This window comes from Gemmata sp., from assembly GCF_051859125.1.
Lineage (GTDB): Bacteria > Planctomycetota > Planctomycetia > Gemmatales > Gemmataceae > Gemmata.
Genome location: NZ_JBHYGG010000247.1, coordinates 39,357 through 53,674 on the forward strand (window position 1 = coordinate 39,357; position 14,318 = coordinate 53,674).

A 14,318-nucleotide genomic window follows, 5' to 3' on the forward strand; every position below is an offset into this window, starting at 1 on the left:
GCCTGTCACCGCCCCAGCGAGGAGAGCCCGTCCCACGCGGTGCCGCCGCCGTAGGGCGTGTACGCGTCGGCCGCGCCCGCGGAGTAGTGGGCGTCCACCCACCGGGCCGCGTACCGCAGCGCGTCCATGCCGTGGTCGTTGGCCGCGACCGGCTCGTCCTTCAGGAACTTCGGGTCCCACACGTACCCCGCCAGCTCCTCGAGGGTCGAGGCGGGCCGCCCCTCGTCCACCAGGAGCGGGTCCGCCCCCGGGCCGCGGAGCGTCTCGCGGCACCCCTCGGCGAAGAAGATCCGCGGCCGGCCGGGGGCGCCGTCGGGCCGGGGCTCGCGGTCGAACCGGGCCTGGGTCGTCTGGATGCCGCGGTCGCGGTCCGCCTTGTCGGCCATCTCGAGGGGGACGCCGCTGGCCCGCTCGAACTCGCGCCGCTTGTCCTCGTCGTGGTCGCACACCGCCCCGTGCGGGACCGGCTCGCGCCCGGCGTCGATCTCGGCCCGCGCCCACCGGCCCAGCTCGTCGGCCCGCATGTGCGTCTGGAACACCTCGCGGTAGTGGCTCATCCGGCCCTCGCCGTCGACGGCCCAGAGCTGCAGGACCGTCGGGGACCGGTCGCCCCAGTCGATCGCCCACACCCGGGGCCACTCGGGCGAGGGCCGCCACCCGGCCGGGAGCCCGTGGGCCGCCTGGTCGAAGGCGTACACGGCCCCCTCGGCCGACACCCACTTGCCCTCGAGGAACCGCTTCCGCCGGGTGCCGGTCATCTGCCGGAGCCGCCCGTGGACGTAGCGCCGCCCGGCGTCGGTCCAGGCCCGCGCCCGGTGGTCGAAGTACCGCGGGTTCTCGCAGTGGGTCGTCGGCACGAGCCGGCACCGCCCGGCCTGGCACCGCTTGTACAGCCAGTGGTGCGGGCTCGTCGGGTTGCAGTCCCCGAGGAGCTGGTCGAACGGCCCGGCGTTGGCCCGGAGCCGGCCCCCGAGCGTCTCCCAGTCCACGAGCGACAGGTCCGTCGCCTCGGGCACGTAGATCAGGTCCCACTCGGACGAGAGCACCTTGTCCGGCTTGTCCATGCCGCCGGTGACCAGGACCGACTTGTTCGCGAACCGATACGCGTGGCGGTGCCCGCGGTCGATCGGCTTGGCGATGATCGGGTGCCCGTCCCCGAGCAGGTCGCGCTCCCAGGTGACGAGCGCGGTCTCGGTGAGGCTGTGCCGGGTCTTGCGGACGATGAGCATCCGCGCGCCCGGGAACCGGTCCCCGAACCACAGCACCTTGGCGAGGTTGGCCAGGGTCTTGCCGGTCCCGGCCGGCCCGGCCAAGAGGACCTCCCGCGAGGCCGCGTCCCGGAACGCGGCCAGGCTGCCGCCGCACAGTTCGAACCGGCGCTCAGGTGCCACCGGCGGCCTCCGGCTCGTCCGGGGGCGGGGGGACGGCCTCCGGGCCGGCGACGACCACGAGCGGGGCCACCGGCCCGGTCGCCGGGGCCTTGTCGTGCCCGAGCATCCGCTTCCACTCCATCAGCCGGGCGGCCGCGGTCATCTTGGCGACCAGCTTGACCTTCCGCGTGTACCCCTTGAGCCGCCGCTTGCCGCGCTCGCCCGGGGCCGGCTCGTACAGCTCCTGCGTCTCGATCGACTCGACGGCGATGGCGACCTCGGCGGGCCACTCGTTCATCGGCAGGAACTCGCCCGTCGGGGTCGCGAGCCGGCGCACGTCGGCCCGGGCGAAGCACGCCACCAGGGCCGCGAGCTCCTCCACGGTGACGCGGGCGGCCTGGGCGGCCACGTCGCGGAGGTGCTCGACGTACTCGCGGACCTGTCGCTTTCTGTACACCCGGCACGCGGCCGTCTGGGTGTCGGCGGGGGAGCCCTTGGGCGGGTACCCGGCCTCCAGGTAGGCCTTGGCCTTGCCCCGCTTCGGGCCGTACTCGACGAGGAACTGGGCGAACCGCACCTCGCGGGCCGACAGCGGGCGGTCGGCGTCTCGGGCGGTCGGGCGTGGCGGGTCCTGTCCCATCGTCCGGCAGCGTGACGGACCGGGTTGTCTGTTCGGCTCAACAGGCAACCGCGTCGGTGACGAATGTGGCTGTGCGACCGCGACCCGCACCCCGGAGGCCCTCCCGTGCTCGGCTCCCTCTTCGCCCACCTCGACGCGCCCCCCGCCCCCGCCCGCGTCCGCCTGCGCCAGCGGCGGCACGAGTGCGGCCACTACATCCGCTACCCCGGGAAGGGGACCAAGTACCAGGTCCGCTGGTGGCTCGGCGGGCACGGGTCGGTGAACTGCGGCCTGTACGACAGCGAGGCCACGGCCGAACTGGTCCGCCGGGAACTGATCCGCGAGACGGCGGGACGGCCGGCCACCCCCCTGGGGATCTGGCAGGCCCTCCAGTGCGTCCTGGCGCGGTTGGGCACGCGGGCGGGGGACGTGTCTCCCGCACTGCCGACGTGGGTCGCGGAGCGCAAGGACGGGGGCTACGGCGCGAAGGTGAAGAAGGGCGGCCGCGTGCTGGAGTGCCCGGGCCCGTTTGCCGACCCCGCGGCGGCACACGTCGCAATGCTGGAACTGTTGGACCGCGAGTTCCCGCCGGCAAAGGCGGAGCGGCCGGCCCCGCTGCGGGTTCTGACACTCGCCGACGTGCTCGCGGCCGCGTGACCGGACTTGCGCTTTCGCGCGAGTGTGGTAGTCTTCTGGCTCAGGCCCGGGCACGCTGCGGCGCGGTTGGGCGACGCGACCGCGGCGGCCCGGGCTCTTGGTGGGGTGTAGAGCACCGGTAGCTCGTCAGGCTCATAACCTGAAGGCAGGAGGTTCGATTCCTCCCACCCCGACTGGCATCGCGAGAGTGTCGCTTGTGGAAGTGAAAGGGCCACCCGTTGGCGCGGGTGGCCCTCTTCGTTTTCAGACAATGCCGGCCGAGATGCGGGCGATAATCTCGGAGTCCGGCAGCGTCGCGAACTCCTCGGGTGTGAACCTCGCGATCGGCTCGGTACGTCCCGCGACCCGCAGGCTGATGAACCGCGGCGCGGGGGACGGGGGTGCGGTCCACATGTACCGCTCCGTGATGCTCTCGATCGAGAGCCGGTTGAAAACAAGCTCATCAAGTTGCACGGTCCGGTCCCGCTCGACGTCGTTCAGTTCGAACACCGGGAATCCCATTTCCATCATTGCCGTCACTCCACAATGCATTGGGCGTACCATTGGGAATTATACGCTCGGCCGATCGTTACTAAGTGTCCCGTGGCAGCGTGAAGGTGATCCCGGGCCACACCGTCTCCAGCAGGTCGAGCATCGTGTGCGGCGTACCGCCGAAGGTGCCGCGGCGGTTCCGCATTTCGTACACGTCGACCTCACGCACGCTCCGCACCATCGTCGTGCCGCGGGTGAACACGAACACCATCTCGCCGTCCTGGTCGATCCAGTAGCCCTCGGGGGTCGTCGTCAGCGTCACGGACGTGATCGGCTGCGCGGTCGCCGGGCACGGGCGGGAGACGCGGCCGGTGCCCTCGCAGCCGCCCTTGCACCACGGGGCGCACGGGCCGCAGTCCTTGTACTTGTCCTGCCGCCGCCTGCGGAGCGTGTCCGGGTCAACGACACCCTCGACGACTCGCCACTTCACCTCCGGGCACGCCACCGTCTGCGTCGGGTGCCACGCGATCCGGTCGGCGTGGGCGAGCCAGTCGGCGGCCGAACACCGGACCTCGCAGACGAATCCTCGGTTCGTGACGTAGTGCGATTCGCCGTCGGTCCGCTGTGGGATGCCGGCCACCTCGTCCCCGAACAGTTGGCACGTCTCGCAGGGGTTCGGCTCCCGCCCCTTGCACCCGCAGAGGCAGACCATGCTGTTCTGTGGGTTGGCAACTGCCCAGCGAATGTGCGCGGCCCGGTCCTCCTGCCCCCGCTCCTGGAGCCAGTCCGCGTACACCAGCCGCGGGGTGTCGTCGGCGGGGGCGGAGCAGACCGCTTCGATGAACGCCAGTTCGTCGCCGGTCACGCGGCCACCGCCTTTCGCACGACATCGCACACGGCGACCGCCAGGTCGTCCCGGGCGGCGGCGGGAGTTGGGTGCGCCTTCAGCACGCCAACCGGGTCGCCAGTGGATTGGCTGACGGACGCGACAATCGCCCGCCCGGTGAGCGCGTCGAACAGGACGCCAGGAAGGAAGTACCCACCCAAATTCCTACCGCGATCCTTGTACCACTCGGCGGTACCATCCGAACCCCGCGCCGGCTCCCGGTCCGTGATCACGAATCGGGTCAGGGTCGGGACCGCTTCGATCAACGCCCTGGCCCATGATGTTGGGCCGATGATCCACGAGAAGGCGTTGTCCATGCTCGCGACCGCGACCTCGCGCTCCTGCCAGACCTCGTCGAGCCGGCACTCGACGGATTCGATAAACCCGCGACGGAACACGGGGTTGCGGGACGTGACCTTCGTCCCGTCGCCGGGCCGGCGGATGACGAACAGATCACCGGTGCCGTAGCACGTCCCGCAGTCCGGACCCAAACGACGAGCCGCCTCCGGAGGGCGGCGACCGTCGCCGCCGCACGACGGACACTTCAGCCACGACCACTCGGGGTGCGCGGCAATGAGCCGGGCGGCCGTTCCGTGCAGCGACAAGATGCGGTCCGCGGTCCCGGCGTGCGGGCTGTCCTCGTCGTGCAGCGGGCACCCCGGATCCGACAGGCCCCGCTCGGGGTCGCGGCAGGTGCTGTCGCCGCACGCCGGGCACCACCGGTCCGAGACGGACCCGCACCGAGGCGAGACCGGGACGCGGGTCAACTTCTCCGCCCGGATCTGCACTCGAATCAGCTCCGCCCGGGCCGCGTCGTCGCCCCGGCCCCGTTCGTCGAGCGCGTCGGCGTACGCCAGCCGCAGGGTGTCGTTGTCGGGATCAGCAAGGATCGAGCGGTGCAGAGCGTCCACTGTCGTCATGCGGCCCTCGCTTGGTCCATGCCCAGTTCGCGGATCACCCCCGGCACCACGTCCTCGCGGCGCTCCCACACGTTCATGCCCAGGTAGCCGCCGTCCACGTACCGACGCGGAGGAGGGCCGAAGTAGTACGCTTGCCAGTCGTGGCCATCGCCCGGCGGGTCGATCTCGACCCGGAGCTCCGCGTCCGGCAGCACGAACGCCTCGACCGGGTTGCGCGCGAAGAGCGCCGCGCCGTGAGTGCGAAACGATTCCGATGTCAGCGTCACCCGGTCCACGAACCCCCGGCGGAACCGGACCCGCGGGCGCGAGGAGAACTGGTCGCGCATCACGGGCCACTGTCCGCGGACGTCCCTGCCGGTAATGGAGGCAATGACCGCGTCGGCGTACTCCTTCAGGTACGGCTCGATCGCCACCCGCTCCCACTCGGTGACGTGGCGGCACGAGGCCCGGTACTCGGACCGCGCGAGCCCACAGGGGCGGCACCGGCACCGCGACTCGAACAGCGGCCCGGGCTCGCCCGTGTGGGACAACTTCCGGCCCGACCGCTCGCACGCCATGTTCGCGTCGCCGTGCCGGGCCACGGCGACCTGGGCGCGGATGAACGCCGCCCGGGCCGGCTGGTCAGTCTCGTCGAGCAGGTCCGCCAGGGCGAGGCGGCGCGTGTCGTCGCGGGGGTCAGCCAGGACCGCGGCGAGGAGGGCATCGTGGGTCATCCGTCACCTCGGAGACTCCGGGCCTTCGCGACGAACGACCGCGCGTCCAATTCCACCGCCCCGAGCCGCACCGCCTCGGCCCGCCGCTTCGCGGTGAGGTCGTAGTGCGGGTGCCGGCTGCCGCCCTGGAACCACGCCGGCCGCAGCGCGAGCCGCAGCGCGAAGGCGTGCAGCTCGTCGAGTGTGTCCGCGATCAGGTGGCACGACGGGCCGAGCCGCCAGCCCCAGTCCCGGAGGGGATCGACGTACGCGCTCACGCCGCCCTCGCTTCCTGCTCGGTGACCTTCGGGAACGTGACGTACCGACTGGCCTCGCCCGCGGTCACCTCGACGGGCTTCGTCGCGTCCGTCCACCGGAGCACGACCTCGGGCTCGGCCGCGACGGTCCGCAGGTAGTGGGCGAGCCGGACGCCGTCGAGGGTCGCCGCGAACGGGGTCCGGGCGCGCCCGGGGATGGGCACCTCGACCGCGCTCGACAGCCCGCCGTCGGCGTCGCCCCGGAGCGTCAGCGACCCGGCCGCGACCGTGACGAGGACGTACCGCACGGCCGGGTCGATCTCGTCCCCCGGCTCGGGGTCCGCCCCGGCGAGCGCCATCCGCAGCGCCCGCCGCAGCGGGGCCAGCGGGACGCGCGCCGCGTGGCCCGGGCGGGGGAGCTGGTCCAGGTCGGGGAACTTGCCGGCGAGCGTCGCCGTCCACGCGGTCAGCGGCCCGCACTCGACGCGGACGGCGTGGTCGCCGACCGCGACCAGGACCGGGTGGCCGCGGAGCCGGGCCCACCACTTCGCGGCGACCACCGGCACGAGCGCCACCGCGGCAGCCGCGTCCGCGGCGAGCGGCACGGTCGCGACGGCGAGGTGGTGCGTGTCGGTCGCCGCCAGCGTGAGCGCCCGGCCGCCGATCGCGACCCGGAGCCCCTTCGTGGCCCACCGGTCCTCGCGGCCCGGCCGGGCGGCGGCGAAGGCCGAGCGGGCGACCGCGAGCGCGAACGCCTCGGCCGGCACCTCCACCCCCGCCGCGGGGGGCGGCGGGGGGTCCGGGACGGCGCGCGGGTCGGACAGCGGGAACGCCAGCCGCTCGCGGTCCGTGCCGTGGACGGTGCCGGACCGGTCGGCGGTGACCCGCACCCGACCGGCCTCGGAGTCGGCGAGCCACGCCCGGAGCAGGGGCAGGGGCACGGCGGCGGCCCCGGGCGCCTCCACCCCGACGCCGCCCAGGGCGAACCGCGCCCCGGCCCCGTCCGCGGCGGCGGTGACGGAGCACCCGGCCGCGGAGGCCTCGACCCGGGCGACCCCGGCCGGGACGTGGGACACGGCCGCGAGCGCGGCGAGCAGGTGCTGTCGGTCGACGGTTAGCCTCATAACCCGCGCTCCTTATTGAAGGCCTCGTAGGCGGCCCGGACCTCGTGGGACTTCGGCAGGCCGAGCTCGTCGCCCGGTCTGAGCGTGCCACTCATGCCGCCACCTGTTGGGCAGGGGCGACCAGCTCGATGAACGCCGCCCCGCAGTCGTCGCCCGCCCGGACCTGGAGCGCGTTCCTCTTGATGCCGAGGTCCACGGTCTCCGTGGCGGCCGAGGCCAGGAACGCCTTGAGCGCGTCCCCGTCCACCCGGAACGCGGCGTCCGGGACGGGCGAGGCGAGGCCGACGTCGGTGTCGGCCCGGCCGCCCTTGCCGGCGGCGTGAAGGAATATGCCGCAGGAGGCCGCGCTGAACCGCAGGTCGACCGCGCCGCGGGCCGGGGCCGCCACGAGCGCGCACCGCACGGCCGCCAGGAGCGCGGCCCGGCCCGCGGTCGCCGGGCAGGCCCATGCCGCCGGCGGCTTCCACGGGACCGGGGTGCCCTGGAGCAGGGACGCGCTCACGGTCAGCGCTTCGGTGCTCACCGTGAGCGACCCGCGGCCGGTCGCCACCGCGGCCGGCGCGTCCGGGGCGACCCCGGCGAGGGCCGCGAGGAGCTTCCGGGCCGACCGGCACGGCACCAGCACGGCCGCCTCGTCCCGGGCCGGGCCGCCCGCGATGCCGACGTGCTGCCGGGTGCCGTCGGCCCCGACCGCGGCGACCCCGTGCGGGCCGAACGCCAGGGTCACCGCGTCGGTGGTGAACCGACCGCCGCCCAGGGTCGTGTCCTCACCCGCCGCCGCGACCGCCAGCCGCAGGGCCGCGGCGAGCGCCCCCGCGGGCACCGCCGGCTTGCCCTCGGCCGAGCCGCCGGGCGGGTCCGGGAACGCGGCCGGGTCGCCCGCCTCGAGGGCGTACCGGTTCCGCCCGATCACGAGCTCCACCTCCCCGCGGCCGGGCCGGCGGTACAGGCTCACCTCCGCGTCCCGGTGCTCCCGGAGGATCTTCACCAGGGCGTCGGGGTTGAGCACCTCGACCCCCTCGGTGTCCGCGTCCGCCACGGGCACCCGGACGGACAGCCAGAACTCCAGGTCCGACGCGGTCAGCGTCAGGGCGTCGGCGGTCGCCTCGCACCGCGCCCACGCCAGGGCCGCCCGCGGCGTCCCCTTGACACTCGCCTGCCTGAGGGTCGCCCCCGCCGCCAGCCGCGCGGCGTCGAGCAGGGCCTCCCGGTCCACGATCAGCTTCATCCCGTTGCCTCCACGAGTGACAGTTCCACCCGGACGCCCGCCGCGTCGCCCGGCTCCTGGTCGTACTTCCACTGCACCGGCCCGCGCGGCCCGTCGCCGACCCCCAGGAACAGGGCGACGGTGTCGCGCACCCACTTCGCCGTCGGGGGCAGGTTGTCGTCGTCCATCAGCCCACCGCCGAGCCGCGTGATCCGGCACCGCACCGGCCGCCCGCCCTGTGCCGCGTCGGCGAACGGGGCCAACTCCCGGAGCGCCGGCGCGAGCGCCGCGGCCACGACCCGCCGGTCGCGGCCGGCCCGCCCGATCGCCCCGCGCTTCAGGGCCGGCCCGTTCGTGACCGCCGCCAGGTGCAGCGGGATGACCCACGTCCCAGGCGGCACAAACGTCGCGGCCACCATCCCCCCAGAGGGGGGAGGTCGCACACCGCTGCCGGTCGGTGCCGGGTCGCCCACTGCCGCCATGAGCTTGGCCCACACATCGGGTGGAACGTCGCACTGGCGAACGGTCGGCATCAGGCGGCCTCCTTGAGTGCCTGGGCGATCAGGTCGTCGGGCACCTCGAACAGCCCCTGCCGGCCGACGCACGGGACCGGCCTCTCGAACCGCACCGGGTTCTTCAGGACGATCGCGTACCGCCCGGGGCCGTAGTCCCCGAACGCCCGCTCGTCGTCGGACACGAACAGGTACGGGCGGCCGTCGGCCGGCCCCATGATGCCGAGGTCGTCGAGCAGGTAGTTCCGGGTGGGCTCCGCCGGCTCGTTCTCCCACCGCCCGACCCGCTCGACGGGCACGCAGGTGACCACCTCGACCATGCCAACGATCGCCCCGAACGACATGCCCCAGCCGCGCTTCATGGCCTCCATGGTTGCTGCCGACCACGAGGCCGGCTCCGGCGGCACGCCGAGGTCGCGAAGCGCTTCGCGAAACGGCCGGGTGAGGCACACGCGCTGGAGGTCGCCGGGCCACTTCTTGGCCGCGTGGATCAGCAGGGGGCCGCGGTGCGACAGGTGCCAGCCGCGGGTCTCGACCCGCTTCGCGCCGGTCGCCACGAGCGTCGCCCACGGGTTCCAGAGACTGAGGCACTTCATCCTAAAACCTCCTGTTCGGGAGCCGCCTCCAGGTCAATTCGGTCGCCCCGGCCGTTCGACACCGACCGCGCCCGCGGCTGCACCCGCCGGAGCCACGCCGCCAGTGCGGCCCGCCCCGCGGCGGTCAGCGCGACCGGCCGGCCGGGCTCCGGGGCGCGGACCCAACGGCGGGCGTACTCCAACTCGTCGAGGGCCGCGGTCGGGATCGGGAACACGTCGGTCGGGTCGCCCAGCCGCAGCAGCACGAGGCGGCCGCAGACCGCGTCGAGGGTGTCCCCGGCCCACAGCCGCATGAGCAGCCGGAGTGCCGTGCAGTCGCCGGGCAACTCCGGCCGCCGGTGGTCGTGGCCGCGGTCGCGGCGGGTCTTCCGTGACGGGGTCATGGTCACTCCTTTGCGTTCAGAACCACGGCGCGGCTGTAGTCGATCTCCCACGACTCGACCCCGTACTTCTCCCACCACTGCTTCTCGAACGCGTCGAGCTCCTTGAGCCCGGCCTCGTCGATCTGGTCGGCGGCGTCCTCGTGGACGTGGTCGAGGACGTGCCCGCGGAGGTCGATGCAGAACTTCACCGGCCGGCACGCCCAGACGTACTCGGGCCTGGTCCCGTCCTCGGGGTCCGCGTCCGCGTAGTGGTCCTCGAACGCCCCGAGGTCCATGTGGAACCGGTCGTTCGGCTCCATGACCGGGCCGCCGTACTCGGCCGGGGTCAGGTGCCTCGCCTTCTCGAACCGGGCCCGCTCCCGCCGGGTGTCGTGCTTCACCCGGCACGGCTCGCAAATTGTCCACGACTTGCTCTCGTTCACGCCGCCGCAGTCGGTGCACACCTTTGGCCGGCAGCACCGCTCGGCCTCGGTGCGGATGTGCCCGTCCTGGGCCGCGTGGTCCTCGGGCGGGATGTTCGCGGGCTTCGCCGTGGTGTTGTTCCACGAGCGGAGCAGCCCGCACTTGCCGCACGCGAACACGCCGGTCTTCGCGCCGCCCGGCTTCAACAGTTCGTAAGCGTCCACGCTCAAGTCCTCCTGTACGCGACCGCGGCGAGGCCCACCACGACGACGGCCGCCAGGACCGCCGCGACCACGAGCGCGACCCGGCAGACGCGCCGGTGCCAGCGGAGGGCCGCCTCCATCTCCCGCATGGTCCGGGTCATGTCACGCCAGCGGGACCGCTGCCTCCGCGCCGCTCGGGTGCGTCAGCGTCACCGTGCCGCCCGCGACCTTCGCCGCCGCGAGCGTGTACACGACGAACCGCCCGCTCTTCGCGTCCGTGACGACCTTCGCGGTCCGCAGGACGCCCAGGTGGTGCGAGACGTTGGCGATCTCGGCCCCTACCGCCGCCGCGAGCTGCGTGACGTTCCGCGGCCCGGCGGCGAGGGCCGCGACGATCGCGAGCCGGGTGGGCTCGGCGAGGGCCGCGAGCCAGTCCGCCTGGTTGATCCTGTCCTTCGTGGTCATGTTCACCTTTCGTTTGTGGTTCGGTCGGCTCGGGGCGCGGCGTCCAACTGCAACAGTTCGCGGTTGATCCGCCGCTGCTCCCGGTAATGGAGCATGATCTCGTCGTTGAGGGCCATCAGTTCGAACACCCGCTGCCGGGTCTCGAACAGGCCCCGGCCGAGCTCCTGCAGCACGAGCGTCTGGAACAGGTTGCACGCCATCGACACGATCAGCGTGCCGATCATGAACAGGTAATGCGCCTTGCTGAGCTGGATCACGTTCCCCCCGTGGTTACCGTTCCGTCCGGCCAGATGATCACGATCCGCTTGCGCTGCTTGCGGGCATACCGCACCGTCGACCACGTCCCCGACCGCAGCACCTCCGGACCCATCGGGCACGCGACCAGCACGTCGGTGGCGTCGACGATGCGCTGGTTGCGGCCCAGGTACGGCAGCGGGTCGTGGTTCTCGGTGTTGCACCCGAGAGCCACCTCTGAGACGTACCGCGCGTTGTCGGGCGCGTGCCCCACCACGCGCGGGCACCCCGTCCCGAACACCATTCGCGCCGCGTCCTCGTCCGCGCCGACGCAGCAGCCGTGGTGGAACTCCTCGGGCGCCGTGATGCGGGAGGCGAAGGCGTCCCTCTGGGCGGTGGTCATGCCCACGCGGGAGCCCGTGAACCCGATCTTCACGCGGCCGCCCTCCGCTCGGTGCCCGTCAGCCACTTCGTCACCGCCGCCAGCTCCTTCGCCCACTCGGCCGACAGCCGCTTGCGGAGGAACGCCGCGTACAGCAGGTCGAGCGCCTCCAGCAGCCCCCGCGTGGCCTCGACGCGGTGCTCGAGCCGGGCCCGGGGCGTGGTCGCGGCCTCGTCGTGCGGGGGCAGCTTCGCGCTCGCCACCGCCAGCGTCTCGGCGTGCAGGGTCAGCTCGTACTGGGAGGCGTGCCGGACCAGGGTGAGCCCGGCCCGCCGCGGCAACTTGCCGGCCTGGACCGCCCGCCGGGCCTCCGGGAGCTGCGTCGGACCCTCCGAGGCGAAGGCGTCGTTGCCGCTCTGACCGCGCGGGCAGTCCACGGCGAGGGTGCGGCTGAACATGAACGTCGCGTCGCTGCCGTCGTCCAACTTGAGCGTGTCGGTCACCGAGTCCGCGGTGAACCACAGCCACAGGAGGAACTCGTTGCCTAGCCAGTCCTGGCACTTCTCGTTTGCGATCCACGCGACGTCGGGCGGGGACACGTTGGGGATGAACGCAGTCGGGGCGAGTCCAACGAGGACCGACGAAAGCGCCCACGGCACGGCGTCCGCCCGCGGCCCCGCGGTAAGGCACTCCAGTTCGCGGCCGAACGTCTGCTCGAACAGGCCGCACAGCCGGTCGACGTGCGTCAGCGCCGTGGCCCCGAACAGCACCTCGTTCGTGGTCCGGTCCCACAGCACCGGCACGCACTTCCGCTTGGCGAACCGGCCATCCTTCGCCTCGTGCTCCAGCCGCTCGCGGGCCGTTTCCTTCGCCTCGCGCTTCTGCCGGGCCGACGGGATGCCGCTCGGGTTGCCCTTGGCGAGCGCCTTCAACTCGACCTCGTAGTACGCCTTGAGCAGGTCGGTCGGGAGCCGGTCCGTGTCGACCCGCAGGTCGAACACGAGCGCGTCGGCGACGATGTTCTTCTCCAGCTCGAAGTCGGTGTCGAGCACGCTCGCGCCCGCGGCCCAGCCGACCTGGACGCCGTCGGCCGTCGCGACCGTCTGCTTGCCCGCGGCGTGTTCGCGGAGCTTCTCCAGGTCGTCGTCGCCGAACTGGGCCGGCCTGTCGCCGGACACGCGGAACCGCAGGGCCGTCACGCGGCCGATGAAAAAGCTCATGGGATCTCCCGGAAGAACTGGTTGAACTCCTCGAGGCCGACGCTGACCTCTTGTGCCATCAGGACCGCGACGTCGAGGTCCACCTTTGCCCCGGACCGGGCGTGGTTCCGCAGGCACGCGCAGACCATGCTGACGCGGTAGAGCCACGTCGCGAGGAACTGCCGGTCGGGGCCGACGACGGTGCCCGCGTGCTCCGGGATCGGCTCCGGCCTCTCGTTCGGCTCGTCCGTCGAGTTCCACCACGGGATGAAGAGGTTGCGAACCTCCTGGAACCCGGCCTCGTGGAGGTGGTCCTCCGGCGTGCGACCCTCCGCGCGTGCCTTCGACTCGTCGCCCCCGTAGTCGTCGAGCATTGCCTTTTGGCGCTCGCGGGCGATGTACTCGTTCGCCTCGGCCTCCGTGAAGAACACGGCGTCCGGGTCGGGCAGTTCGTCGGCACCAGCCGTGAGGAACGCGGCGAACGCCCTGTCGAAGTGGGAATGCTCCCAGGACATGGTCACTCCTTGGGTTTGGTCGCCTCGGCCTTGAGCCGTTCGAGTTCCTGGTTGATCCCGTGGGCCGCGAGGAACCGCTTCTCGTGGACCGCTTTCTCCAGTCGGCCCTCGAGCACCCGAACCCGTTCCCGGGACGAGAACCGCCGGCCGCGGCCCGGCCACACGGACCGGAGGTTGCCGACGTTGACGTTGTTCAGGTACGCGCCGTTGCAGTAGCAGTGCCACATGCCGTTGATGCCGCCGTACACCCGGCACCGCACCCACCGGCCGCGGGCGTTCCACGGCTGGACGAACCGCGTGTCGCCGCTGCTCGTGGGCTTCCCGTCGCCGTCCCTGCGGTCCCACGACGACAACTCGCGGGCGTCGGGCCAGCCGTCCGGGCCGCGGGTGAACCGGTCCGCGCCCCATCCCGAGTTGAACGCGGCGAGTGGGTCGCGACCGCTCGGGCTCATGCACAGCCGCTCCGAGGCGAGCGGGAACCCCATGCCGGCCAGGAGCGCGAGCAGGTGCCGCCGGGTCCACACGAACCGGAGCCGCGTCAGGTAGTCCATCCGGTCGACTTTGCGGAAGTCGTACCGGCCGCCGGCGGGGTTGCTCGCGCGGCTCTCCTGCCACGCCTCGAACTTGACCGTCCGCCCGCTGAGTTCGAGGGAGTAGTCCAGTTGCTCCCGGCGGCCGCGGCGGTGGCCCGGTGCGAGCGTCGGGTAGTGCTTCTCCGTCTCGGCGCAAGGGCCGACGGTGAACCCCAGGCGGAGCAACTCGGCCTGGAGCGCGGCGTACACCGGCCGCGCGAGGGCCTCCGTCTCGTGCCAGAGCATCAGCCCGGTGTCGGTGGTCGCGATGTGGGGCTCACGCATCACGCCGCCCCCCGCAGTTCTTCGCCGAAGGGCAGCGACACGCCCACCTCGCCTTGGTCGAGTTGCTGCCGCAGCGACTCGCACTCGGCCTCCAGGTCCGCGACCCGGCCGGCCCGCTCGTGGCACCTCGCCGTCGCCTCGGCGAGTTTGCTGCGGAGCCGCACCCCGTACTCGCGCTCCGCGGCCAACTCGCGCCGCAGCCGCCCGACCTCGTCGCTCAGCGTGTCCATCGCGTCCTCCTTGCACACATAAAGGATCAGGTCCGCCAGCATCCCCAGCACCTCGGGGTCCGTCCCGAGCGTGCCCCGCCGCACGAGCGCCGCCAGCACGCCGGCCCCGCGCATGGCGTCCGCCCGCCCCGGCATCA

Annotated in this window: 22 protein-coding genes and 1 tRNA gene; 2 read left to right on the top strand and 21 right to left on the bottom strand. The window is 73.0% G+C overall.

Features of this window, described 5'->3' with window-relative positions:
* Window positions 1-5 precede the first annotated feature (5 nt).
* Both ACTIGN_RS21135 and ACTIGN_RS21140 read right to left on the bottom strand, forming a co-directional pair.
* Window positions 6-1,391, bottom strand: coding sequence for a phage terminase large subunit (locus ACTIGN_RS21135; protein WP_439627504.1), 1,386 nt, complete (start codon window positions 1,389-1,391; stop codon window positions 6-8).
* Complete coding sequence (locus ACTIGN_RS21140) at window positions 1,381-2,010, bottom strand: terminase small subunit (RefSeq protein WP_439627506.1); 630 nt, start codon at window positions 2,008-2,010, stop codon at window positions 1,381-1,383. Before ACTIGN_RS21140 ends, ACTIGN_RS21135 begins: the two co-directional genes overlap by 11 nt.
* A gap of 105 nt (window positions 2,011-2,115) precedes the next feature.
* Here ACTIGN_RS21140 and ACTIGN_RS21145 point away from each other — a divergent pair, with 105 nt between their 5' ends.
* Window positions 2,116-2,646 carry a hypothetical protein gene (locus ACTIGN_RS21145; protein ID WP_439627508.1) on the top strand — a complete coding sequence of 177 codons (531 nt, stop codon included), beginning with the start codon at window positions 2,116-2,118 and terminating at the stop codon, window positions 2,644-2,646.
* Window positions 2,647-2,747: 101 nt separating this feature from the next.
* Window positions 2,748-2,819, top strand: a tRNA-Met gene (locus tag ACTIGN_RS21150).
* Window positions 2,820-2,889: 70 nt separating this feature from the next.
* Here the strand turns inward: ACTIGN_RS21150 and ACTIGN_RS21155 are convergent.
* The 19 genes from ACTIGN_RS21155 to ACTIGN_RS21245 form a co-directional block, all read right to left on the bottom strand.
* Window positions 2,890-3,156, bottom strand: coding sequence for a hypothetical protein (locus ACTIGN_RS21155; protein ID WP_439627510.1), 267 nt, complete (start codon window positions 3,154-3,156; stop codon window positions 2,890-2,892).
* A 61-nt stretch (window positions 3,157-3,217) separates the two neighbouring features.
* Window positions 3,218-3,982 (bottom strand): TIGR02996 domain-containing protein, encoded by a 765-nt coding sequence (locus ACTIGN_RS21160; protein WP_439627512.1) that lies wholly within the window; start codon window positions 3,980-3,982, stop codon window positions 3,218-3,220.
* Window positions 3,979-4,923: a TIGR02996 domain-containing protein gene (locus tag ACTIGN_RS21165; protein ID WP_439627514.1), complete on the bottom strand. Its 945-nt coding sequence runs from the start codon at window positions 4,921-4,923 to the stop codon at window positions 3,979-3,981. Before ACTIGN_RS21165 ends, ACTIGN_RS21160 begins: the two co-directional genes overlap by 4 nt.
* On the bottom strand, window positions 4,920-5,636 hold the full coding sequence (locus tag ACTIGN_RS21170) for a TIGR02996 domain-containing protein (RefSeq protein WP_439627516.1): 717 nt from the start codon (window positions 5,634-5,636) through the stop codon (window positions 4,920-4,922). The genes ACTIGN_RS21165 and ACTIGN_RS21170 overlap by 4 nt, the downstream gene beginning before the upstream one ends.
* A complete protein-coding gene (locus tag ACTIGN_RS21175) occupies window positions 5,633-5,893 on the bottom strand; it encodes a DUF4031 domain-containing protein (protein WP_439627518.1) in 261 nt (86 codons plus the stop codon). The genes ACTIGN_RS21170 and ACTIGN_RS21175 overlap by 4 nt, the downstream gene beginning before the upstream one ends.
* Window positions 5,890-6,996 carry a hypothetical protein gene (locus ACTIGN_RS21180; protein WP_439627520.1) on the bottom strand — a complete coding sequence of 369 codons (1,107 nt, stop codon included), beginning with the start codon at window positions 6,994-6,996 and terminating at the stop codon, window positions 5,890-5,892. The genes ACTIGN_RS21175 and ACTIGN_RS21180 overlap by 4 nt, the downstream gene beginning before the upstream one ends.
* 91 nt (window positions 6,997-7,087) lie before the next feature.
* Window positions 7,088-8,224, bottom strand: coding sequence for a hypothetical protein (locus ACTIGN_RS21185; protein WP_439627522.1), 1,137 nt, complete (start codon window positions 8,222-8,224; stop codon window positions 7,088-7,090).
* Window positions 8,221-8,736: a hypothetical protein gene (locus ACTIGN_RS21190; RefSeq protein WP_439627524.1), complete on the bottom strand. Its 516-nt coding sequence runs from the start codon at window positions 8,734-8,736 to the stop codon at window positions 8,221-8,223. Before ACTIGN_RS21190 ends, ACTIGN_RS21185 begins: the two co-directional genes overlap by 4 nt.
* Complete coding sequence (locus ACTIGN_RS21195) at window positions 8,736-9,311, bottom strand: ASCH domain-containing protein (RefSeq protein ID WP_439627526.1); 576 nt, start codon at window positions 9,309-9,311, stop codon at window positions 8,736-8,738. The genes ACTIGN_RS21190 and ACTIGN_RS21195 overlap by 1 nt, the downstream gene beginning before the upstream one ends.
* Window positions 9,308-9,694: a hypothetical protein gene (locus tag ACTIGN_RS21200; protein ID WP_439627528.1), complete on the bottom strand. Its 387-nt coding sequence runs from the start codon at window positions 9,692-9,694 to the stop codon at window positions 9,308-9,310. Before ACTIGN_RS21200 ends, ACTIGN_RS21195 begins: the two co-directional genes overlap by 4 nt.
* Window positions 9,695-9,696: 2 nt before the next feature.
* The gene (locus ACTIGN_RS21205) at window positions 9,697-10,320 is read right to left on the bottom strand and encodes a hypothetical protein (RefSeq protein ID WP_439627530.1); all 624 of its coding nucleotides are present in this window, start codon (window positions 10,318-10,320) and stop codon (window positions 9,697-9,699) included.
* A 2-nt stretch (window positions 10,321-10,322) separates the two neighbouring features.
* The gene (locus tag ACTIGN_RS21210; RefSeq protein WP_439627532.1) at window positions 10,323-10,460 is read right to left on the bottom strand and encodes a hypothetical protein; all 138 of its coding nucleotides are present in this window, start codon (window positions 10,458-10,460) and stop codon (window positions 10,323-10,325) included.
* A gap of 1 nt (window position 10,461) precedes the next feature.
* Entirely contained in the window at window positions 10,462-10,764 is a 303-nt protein-coding gene (locus tag ACTIGN_RS21215; RefSeq protein ID WP_439627534.1) for an ArsR/SmtB family transcription factor, read from the bottom strand.
* 2 nt (window positions 10,765-10,766) lie between these two features.
* The gene (locus tag ACTIGN_RS21220; RefSeq protein WP_439627536.1) at window positions 10,767-11,021 is read right to left on the bottom strand and encodes a hypothetical protein; all 255 of its coding nucleotides are present in this window, start codon (window positions 11,019-11,021) and stop codon (window positions 10,767-10,769) included.
* Window positions 11,018-11,434 (bottom strand): hypothetical protein, encoded by a 417-nt coding sequence (locus ACTIGN_RS21225; RefSeq protein WP_439627538.1) that lies wholly within the window; start codon window positions 11,432-11,434, stop codon window positions 11,018-11,020. The genes ACTIGN_RS21220 and ACTIGN_RS21225 overlap by 4 nt, the downstream gene beginning before the upstream one ends.
* On the bottom strand, window positions 11,431-12,600 hold the full coding sequence (locus ACTIGN_RS21230; RefSeq protein WP_439627540.1) for a hypothetical protein: 1,170 nt from the start codon (window positions 12,598-12,600) through the stop codon (window positions 11,431-11,433). Before ACTIGN_RS21230 ends, ACTIGN_RS21225 begins: the two co-directional genes overlap by 4 nt.
* Entirely contained in the window at window positions 12,597-13,094 is a 498-nt protein-coding gene (locus tag ACTIGN_RS21235) for a hypothetical protein (protein WP_439627542.1), read from the bottom strand. Before ACTIGN_RS21235 ends, ACTIGN_RS21230 begins: the two co-directional genes overlap by 4 nt.
* A gap of 2 nt (window positions 13,095-13,096) precedes the next feature.
* Window positions 13,097-13,951: a hypothetical protein gene (locus ACTIGN_RS21240; RefSeq protein ID WP_439627544.1), complete on the bottom strand. Its 855-nt coding sequence runs from the start codon at window positions 13,949-13,951 to the stop codon at window positions 13,097-13,099.
* Window positions 13,951-14,316, bottom strand: a complete 366-nt coding sequence (locus ACTIGN_RS21245) for a hypothetical protein (protein WP_439627546.1) — start codon at window positions 14,314-14,316, stop codon at window positions 13,951-13,953. Before ACTIGN_RS21245 ends, ACTIGN_RS21240 begins: the two co-directional genes overlap by 1 nt.
* Window positions 14,317-14,318: the final 2 nt, after the last annotated feature.

Coding starts and splice junctions, on each gene's coding strand:
- ACTIGN_RS21140 (WP_439627506.1), bottom strand. CDS start 2,010: ATGGGACAGGACCCGCCACGCCCGACCGCCCGAGACGCCGACCGCCCG.
- ACTIGN_RS21155 (WP_439627510.1), bottom strand. CDS start 3,156: ATGATGGAAATGGGATTCCCGGTGTTCGAACTGAACGACGTCGAGCGG.
- ACTIGN_RS21165 (WP_439627514.1), bottom strand. CDS start 4,923: ATGACGACAGTGGACGCTCTGCACCGCTCGATCCTTGCTGATCCCGAC.
- ACTIGN_RS21170 (WP_439627516.1), bottom strand. CDS start 5,636: ATGACCCACGATGCCCTCCTCGCCGCGGTCCTGGCTGACCCCCGCGAC.
- ACTIGN_RS21180 (WP_439627520.1), bottom strand. CDS start 6,996: ATGAGGCTAACCGTCGACCGACAGCACCTGCTCGCCGCGCTCGCGGCC.
- ACTIGN_RS21185 (WP_439627522.1), bottom strand. CDS start 8,224: ATGAAGCTGATCGTGGACCGGGAGGCCCTGCTCGACGCCGCGCGGCTG.
- ACTIGN_RS21190 (WP_439627524.1), bottom strand. CDS start 8,736: ATGCCGACCGTTCGCCAGTGCGACGTTCCACCCGATGTGTGGGCCAAG.
- ACTIGN_RS21195 (WP_439627526.1), bottom strand. CDS start 9,311: ATGAAGTGCCTCAGTCTCTGGAACCCGTGGGCGACGCTCGTGGCGACC.
- ACTIGN_RS21200 (WP_439627528.1), bottom strand. CDS start 9,694: ATGACCCCGTCACGGAAGACCCGCCGCGACCGCGGCCACGACCACCGG.
- ACTIGN_RS21210 (WP_439627532.1), bottom strand. CDS start 10,460: ATGACCCGGACCATGCGGGAGATGGAGGCGGCCCTCCGCTGGCACCGG.
- ACTIGN_RS21215 (WP_439627534.1), bottom strand. CDS start 10,764: ATGACCACGAAGGACAGGATCAACCAGGCGGACTGGCTCGCGGCCCTC.
- ACTIGN_RS21230 (WP_439627540.1), bottom strand. CDS start 12,600: ATGAGCTTTTTCATCGGCCGCGTGACGGCCCTGCGGTTCCGCGTGTCC.
- ACTIGN_RS21235 (WP_439627542.1), bottom strand. CDS start 13,094: ATGTCCTGGGAGCATTCCCACTTCGACAGGGCGTTCGCCGCGTTCCTC.
- ACTIGN_RS21240 (WP_439627544.1), bottom strand. CDS start 13,951: ATGCGTGAGCCCCACATCGCGACCACCGACACCGGGCTGATGCTCTGG.
- ACTIGN_RS21245 (WP_439627546.1), bottom strand. CDS start 14,316: ATGCCGGGGCGGGCGGACGCCATGCGCGGGGCCGGCGTGCTGGCGGCG.